This is a genomic window from Streptomyces hirsutus, from assembly GCF_001418415.1.
Classification (GTDB): domain Bacteria; phylum Actinomycetota; class Actinomycetes; order Streptomycetales; family Streptomycetaceae; genus Streptomyces; species Streptomyces hirsutus.
On record NZ_LIQT01000107.1, the window covers coordinates 1 to 6,839 of the forward strand.

The 6,839-nt window shown below is 71.9% G+C and carries 6 protein-coding genes; 4 read left to right on the forward strand and 2 right to left on the reverse strand.

All coding sequences use genetic code 11. The features are described from left to right. Positions 1 to 55: 55 nt before the first annotated feature. Both AOK11_RS09205 and mscL read left to right on the forward strand, forming a co-directional pair. Complete coding sequence (locus AOK11_RS09205) at positions 56 to 562, forward strand: hypothetical protein (RefSeq protein ID WP_079034726.1); 507 nt, start codon at positions 56 to 58, stop codon at positions 560 to 562. Between the two features lie 159 nt (positions 563 to 721). After that, positions 722 to 1,228: a large conductance mechanosensitive channel protein MscL gene (gene mscL, locus AOK11_RS09210; RefSeq protein ID WP_055593172.1), complete on the forward strand. Its 507-nt coding sequence runs from the start codon at positions 722 to 724 to the stop codon at positions 1,226 to 1,228. Between the two features lie 27 nt (positions 1,229 to 1,255). On the opposite strand, the gene AOK11_RS41590 is transcribed toward mscL, so the two are convergent. Further along, positions 1,256 to 1,432, reverse strand: a complete 177-nt coding sequence (locus tag AOK11_RS41590; RefSeq protein WP_095534257.1) for a hypothetical protein — start codon at positions 1,430 to 1,432, stop codon at positions 1,256 to 1,258. Positions 1,433 to 1,555: 123 nt separating this feature from the next. Between AOK11_RS41590 and AOK11_RS09215 the strand changes: the two genes are divergently transcribed. Together AOK11_RS09215 and AOK11_RS09220 are read left to right on the forward strand one after the other, a co-directional pair. Continuing rightward, a complete protein-coding gene (locus tag AOK11_RS09215) occupies positions 1,556 to 2,593 on the forward strand; it encodes a P1 family peptidase (protein ID WP_055593173.1) in 1,038 nt (345 codons plus the stop codon). 349 nt (positions 2,594 to 2,942) lie between these two features. Next, positions 2,943 to 3,698, forward strand: a complete 756-nt coding sequence (locus AOK11_RS09220) for a DUF6227 family protein (RefSeq protein ID WP_055593176.1) — start codon at positions 2,943 to 2,945, stop codon at positions 3,696 to 3,698. A 669-nt stretch (positions 3,699 to 4,367) separates the two neighbouring features. On the opposite strand, the gene AOK11_RS09225 is transcribed toward AOK11_RS09220, so the two are convergent. After that, entirely contained in the window at positions 4,368 to 6,590 is a 2,223-nt protein-coding gene (locus AOK11_RS09225) for a PTS fructose transporter subunit IIABC (protein ID WP_055593174.1), read from the reverse strand. Positions 6,591 to 6,839: the final 249 nt, after the last annotated feature.

Consider the following 6,839-nt stretch of genomic DNA (forward strand, 5'->3'; position numbering starts at 1 on the left):
CTCCTGCCCCGCCGCTCCGCACCCGTCCTGGGCCGGTGTCCCTCCACGGTGCGAGGTGCCGCACTTCGCGCCGGTGCGGGTGCGTGGCGGGCTGCTGTGGTCGGGTCGGCCGGCCCGGCACCGGAGGCGGGCGGTGGCGGCCGGTCTCGCCGTCACGGCGGTGGCGCTGGTGGCGGCGGGCGGTCCCCGGGAGGCAGACCGGTCGCGCGGGCGTCCCGAGGGCACTTCGAGCGCGCAGGCCGGAGCGGCGTCCACGGAAGACCGGGTCGCACGGGCACGGCGCGCGGGAGCGCGGGTCACGGCGCCGGTGCGGATCGCCGACGCCGCCACCGTGCGGCTGCTGCGGCCGGGCGACCGGGTCGATGTCATCGCCGCCGAGGAGCGGGTGACAGGTGGTGAGGCCCGTGTGGTCGCGCGTGGAGCGCGGGTCACCGAGGTGCCGAAGCCGCTGGAGGACACGGGCACGGACGGGGCCCTGGTGGTGCTGTCGGTTCCGCGTGCCGCCGCGGCCGACCTCGCCGGCGCGAGCGCCACGGCACGGCTGGCGGTGACCCTGTGGTGAGCGGGTCCTTCTCGGCCGATTTCGCGGGTGTTGTGTCAAGTCCCTTGTTCGAGGGACCCAAGTGGACGGTTCGGCAGGGCGCTGACATAGGTTGCGGAGCGTTTGATTCCCAACGTCACACATATAAGAACGTCACACATACAAGATGGAGCCCTCGGGGTGAGCGAGAAGAACGAAGCCAGCATCTGGCAGGGCTTCAAGGCCTTCCTGATGCGTGGGAACGTCGTCGACCTGGCCGTCGCCGTGGTCATCGGCGCCGCCTTCACCAACATCGTCAACGCGGTGGTGAAGGGCGTGATCAATCCGCTGGTCGGAGCCTTCGGCACACAGAACCTGGACAGCTACAGCTCGTGTCTGAAGGATCCCTGTACGGGCACCGGCGATGCCGCGACGGGCGTCAGGATCCTGTGGGGTTCGGTGCTCGGCTCGACGCTCCAGTTCGTGATCACGGCCGCGGTCGTCTACTTCCTGATGGTGATGCCGATGGCCCGGTACCTGGCCCGGGTCGAGGCCCGCAGGAAGGCGAAGGAAGGCGCGCACGAGATCGTCGAGATCTCCGAGCTCGAGGTGCTCAAGGAGATACGCGACGAGCTGGTCGCGCAGCGCGGCTCGGGCCGCGGCGAGGGCCCGGGATACGGCGGGGGCCCAGGATACGGCGGGCGATAGCGGGCACCGGCCCTCACGGCACCCGGGTCAGATGTGGTGGGGCGGCTTCTCGTCGAGGAAGCGCTTCAGGTCCGACGCGCTGTCGCCGGACGGGCGGTCGCCCCACCCCCGGTCCGTGTCGTCCGCGGACTGCTGGTCCAGCGGGTCGTCGAAGACCAGCGCGGGCTTCGGCTCGCGCGGCCGGGGATCGGGGGCAGTGCTCATACGACCAGAGTACGGCTCCGGCGGAAGCCTCCCCCTACGCCGGCGGCTCCCTGTCGCTGCTCCCCGATATCGCTCCCCGGTGACGGCGCCCTGCTCCGGCGGTGAGCACGCGAGACTGGCGCCATGACTGTTGACGCTCTGACCGATGTGGCCGGCGTGCGCGTGGGCCACGCGACCCGTACCGGAGACGGCCTGCTCACCGGTACCACGGTGGTGCTCGCGCCCGAGGGCGGGGCCGTGGCCGCCGTGGACGTGCGGGGCGGCGGTCCCGGTACGAAGGAGACCGACGCGCTCGATCCCCGCAACCTCGTGCAGCGGGTCGAGGCGATCGTCCTGACCGGTGGCAGCGCCTACGGACTCGACGCGGCGTCCGGGGTGATGGCCTGGCTGGAGGAGCAGGGACGCGGGGTGCGCGTCGATCTGGATCCCACGCACGTGGTGCCGGTGGTGCCGGCCGCCTGCGTCTTCGACCTGGGCCGGGGCGGGGACTTCCGGGCCCGGCCGGACGCGGCCACGGGGCGCGCGGCGGTCGAGGCGGCAGCGGCGACCGCGCCGGGGGCGCGGGTGCCGGAGGGGTGCGTGGGCGCCGGTACGGGGGCCGTGGTCGGAGCGGTGAAGGGCGGGATCGGCACCGCGAGCACGGTGCTGGACTCGGGAATCACGGTGGCCGCGCTGGTCGTGGCCAACGCGGCGGGGTCGGCGCTGGACCCGGAAACGGGGACGCTGTACGGCGAGTTGTTCCGGGGCGGCCGGGTACGCCATCCCGACGCGGAGGTGCACGCGGCGGCGCTCCGGCGGCTCGACGGCATCGCGGAGCGCAACGGGCCGCAGCCCCTCAACACCACGCTCGCGGTGGTCGCCACCGACGCGGACCTGTCCAAGGCGCAGGCGCAGAAACTGGCCGGCACCGCGCACGACGGCATCGCGCGGGCGGTACGGCCGGTGCATCTGCTCAACGACGGGGACACGGTGTTCACCCTCGCCACGGGCGCCCGCCCGCTCGACACCGCGAACCCTCTCGCCCTGAACGAGATCCTCGCGGCGGGCGCCGACTTGGTGACCCGCGCGATCGTACGGGCCCTGCGCACGGCCGAGTCGGTGGACGGACCGGGCGGAGTCTGGCCGTCGTACGGGGAGTTGTACGGACATCTACATACATAGCTGCACGGGTGCGCCGTACGGGGAGTTACATGACGAACCTGACAGGGAGGCGTGTGGCGTGCCGAACGGGGAAGCGTAGGGGTGCCGGGCGGGGCTACGGGGACGTCCGGTGAGCGGAGGAAGCCGACCGCTGAGCGGAGTGCGTGATCAGCAGCCGACGGCCCGGCGAGGAACGCCAGGAGTGGCGTCCGAGCAGGGGATACGGATGACTGCCGGGGACGGACGGGAATTCTTCGCGTGATCGGTTCGTTTTGAGGCCGTACGTTTTCTCAGTTCCCGGACACGATGTCCGCCCGAGAGGCTACGGTATGCACCCACAAGGTGACATGCAGCAATGCCGGGAGAAACCTTGAGCGTTCCGTACGAGACGGCAGCGTACGAACCAGCCGACTCGCCCGAGTCTCCTGAGGAGCATCTCGCGCGACTGCTCGGTCGTGCCCTGAACTCCTTCGAACTGCCCGACGAGGCAGTACGCCTGCTCGACTGCGCGCTGGCGCAGGACAGCTCGCTGCACTCCGCGCACCACAGCGCGGGCCTGCACCGCGAGACGTACCGGCACACCTGGCTGCTCGCCGACGGTTCGGCGCTCACGCTCTGGGAGCTGGTCCACAACACGAGCCCGGGCGGCGAGCCCCAGCACGAGGTGTATCTGGACGAGGAGGAACTGGGCGTGGCCACCGCCCGGCTGCCGCTGCCGCCGGAGACCCCGGACTTCGAACTGCCGGTGGCGGTGCAGTTGTCCCAGATCCCCGCACCCCTGCCCGTCTACGTCCCCGACGCCTCGGCGGACCACGCGCGCCGCTTACTGCGCCGGGCGGAGAACACGGACCGTCCGGGGCCTCGGACGGCCGCGCTGCTGACCACGGCGTCCGCCCACCAGATCACCCAGGCCTTCGGCCGCCCGTCCGCCGCGGGAGGACCGGGGCGCCCGGGGCCGTCCTTCTCCCTGTACGAGCACGCGTTCCTGCTGCGTGACGGTGCGGAGATCTCCCTCTGGGAGGTGGAGCACACGGCCACGCCCGACGGGCGGCACATGTGCGAGGTGTACGCCACCGAGGACGCCGCCCGGGATGCGATGGAGCGGCGCGCGACACAGGTGCCCTGACCTGATCGGGCCGAACCGCCCGACCCGCCGTCATCCCCTCGTCCTCACCCTTCCCGGCCACCGGCGAAGCGCCGTACCAGGACGGCGAACGCCTCCCGCTCGGCCGCAGTGAGCCGCACCTGCTCCGCCTCCGGACCGGTCCGCCGCTGACGCGGAATCGTCCGCAGCGCCCGCGCCTCCGGAACGTCACGCCCCGGATTCGGCTCCGGATTCGGTTTCTGATCCCGATTCCGTTTCGGCTTGTGGGCCGGCTTCCGATCCGGGCGAGGGCCGATGCCCTCGCCCCGCCGTCCCGGCCCTCCGGGCCCCCACCGCGCTCCCGCTCGGGCGAGCGTTCGCATCCGCGTCCGCAAGTCGGCGCCGCTCCCCCGCACCCGCCCGCGGTCCCGCCGCAGGGCACCGGCCAGGCCCGCTGTGCAGGCCACGGCCACCAGGGTGAGGACGGTGACGCCCGTCACCCTCAAGATCGAGTCGTGCTCAGGCATGGGCCCAGTACACATCACGGTCCGGGACTTTGGTCCCGGACCGTGATGAACGTGATCTATATCGCAGTTGACTCATTTGCCTGCGAAAATCCCACATGTACCTATTGGGGAAGTTCGCCGTCGTTGCGTTCTGTGTCGGCGCCGTCCTCCGCCGTTGCCGGCGTCCGTGCTGTCCGCTCTCCCGTCACGCGGCGACCGGCTGCTTCGGTTCCGCCGCCGAGGCCGCCGAGCCCTCGCCGCCGGTCGCGCCGAGCGTTCCCGGAACCGGCTTGCGCAGGCCCTTCAGGATGATCACCAGAGCCGCCGTGACACAGACGCCCGCCGCGATGGCCACCAGGTAGAGCAGCGGGTTGCCGATCAGCGGGACCACGAAGATGCCGCCGTGCGGAGCGCGCAGGGTGGCGCCGAAGGCCATCGACAGGGCTCCGGTGACCGCGCCGCCCACCATCGAGGCGGGGATCACACGCAGCGGGTCGGCCGCCGCGAACGGGATCGCGCCCTCGGAGATGAAGGAGGCTCCCAGGACCCAGGCGGCCTTGCCGTTCTCCCGCTCGGTCCGGTTGAAGAGCTTGCCGCGGACCGTGGTGGCCAGGGCCATCGCCAGCGGCGGAACCATGCCGGCCGCCATCACCGCGGCCATGATCTTCATCGCGGAGTCGCTGGGGCTGGCGACCGCGATACCGGCCGTGGCGAAGGTGTACGCGACCTTGTTGACGGGGCCGCCGAGGTCGAAGCACATCATCAGGCCGAGCAGGGTGCCGAGCAGGATGGCGTTGGTGCCGGTGAGGCCGTTCAGCCAGTCGGTCATGGCGTTCTGCGCCTCGGCGATCGGCTTGCCGATCACCACGAACATCAGGAAGCCGACCACCGCCGAGGAGATCAGCGGGATCACCACCACCGGCATGATGCCGCGCAGCGCCGCCGGGATGCGCACCCGCTGGATCGCCAGCACGACCGCGCCGGCGATCAGACCGGCCGCGAGACCGCCGAGGAAACCGGCGTTGATGGTGAGGGAGATCGAACCGCCGACGAAGCCGGGCACGAGTCCGGGCCGGTCCGCCATGCCGTACGCGATGTAGCCGGCCAGGACCGGGACGAGGAACCCGAAGGCGACGCCGCCGATCTGGAAGAGCAGGGCACCCCAACTGTCGGCCTGGGTCCACACGAAGTGTTCCATCACCGACGGCGCCTTGTTGATCTCATAGCCGCCGATCGCGAAGCCGAGGGCGATGAGGAGACCGCCCGCCGCGACGAACGGGACCATGTAACTGACGCCGGACATGAGCCACTTGCGCAGCTTGGTGCCGTAGCCCTCACCGGATTCGCCGGTGCGTTCCACGGGGGTGCCGCCCGGTGCGGCAGCGGCGGTGGCCTCACCGCGCTCGGCCTTCCCGCGGACCTCGGCGATCAGCTCGGCGGGGCGATTGATGCCCGCCTTGACGCCGGTGTCGACGGTCGGCTTGCCGGCGAAGCGTTCCTTCTCCCGGACGGGCACGTCGTGGGCGAAGATCACTCCGTCCGCCGCCGCGATCACGGCCGGGTCGAGCCGGGTGAAGCCCGCCGAACCCTGCGGCTCGACCTCGATCTCGACGCCCGCTTCCCGGCCGGCGCTCTCCAGTGCCTCCGCCGCCATGTACGTGTGGGCGATGCCCGTGGGGCAGGAGGTGACGGCGACGATCCGGAAGGGACGCGCGCCCTCGCCGGACGTGTCTGCGCCCGCGTCGGATGCGCCCGCATCCGTGGTGGCTGCATCCGTGGTGGCTGCGCCGGTGGTGCCCGTGGCGGTGGTGCCCGTGGCGGCACCGGCGGAGGCCGCCACCGGCGTCACCACGGAGTCCGTGGGGTCTTCCGTGGGGCCTGCGGAGCTGTCGGAGTTCTCGGAGCCCTCAGGGCGGTCGGACTTGTCCGAGGTGCCCGAGCCGGCCGCGTCCGCCGTGGCGGTTCCGGTCCCGTCGGCCGCCGGCTGCTCGTCCCCGCGGATGAGCGCCGCAGCGCCCTCGGCGTCGCCGACCGCCCGGAGCCCGTCGGTGAACTCGGCGTTCATCAGCTTCCGCGCCAGCGAGGAAAGGATCGTCAGGTGGGCGTCGTCCGCACCCGCCGGAGCGGCGATCAGGAAGATCAGATCGGCGGGGCCGTCCGCTGCACCGAAGTCGATCCCGGCGGCGCTGCGTCCGAAGGCCAGCGTCGGCTCGGTGACGTGCTCGCTGCGGCAGTGCGGGATGCCGATACCGCCGTCGAGGCCGGTCGGCATCTGGGCCTCACGGGCGGCCACGTCGGCGAGGAAGCCCTCCAGGTCGGTCACCCGGCCCAGGGTCACCATCCGCTCGGCGAGGGCTCGCGCCGCCGCTTCCTTGGTGTCGGCGGACAGGTCGAGGTCGACCAGGTCCGCGGTGATCATCTCGCTCATCGCGGGCTCCTTTGCGCGCATATCGCCCTTGACGTGGGGTGGGCGGAAGGGAAAACGGGGACAGTGCTGCGGTGGGGGGTCGTGGGGACTGAGGGGGCTGAAAGGGCTGTGAGAACGGAGAGGACCAAGGGGGTTGCGAGGACCAGAGCGGCACGAACATCGGCGCTCATGTCACCGGCTCCTTCAACGCGCGGTCCACCGGCACCGTCGCCGTGACCGTCACCGCGGCCGGGTCCAGGTCTCCCGGCG

Bases quoted from the DNA above. Each gene is read 5' to 3' on its own strand.
- AOK11_RS41590 (WP_095534257.1), bottom strand. From the start codon at position 1,432: ATGAGCACTGCCCCCGATCCCCGGCCGCGCGAGCCGAAGCCCGCGCTG.
- AOK11_RS09215 (WP_055593173.1), top strand. From the start codon at position 1,556: ATGACTGTTGACGCTCTGACCGATGTGGCCGGCGTGCGCGTGGGCCAC.
- AOK11_RS09225 (WP_055593174.1), bottom strand. From the start codon at position 6,590: ATGAGCGAGATGATCACCGCGGACCTGGTCGACCTCGACCTGTCCGCC.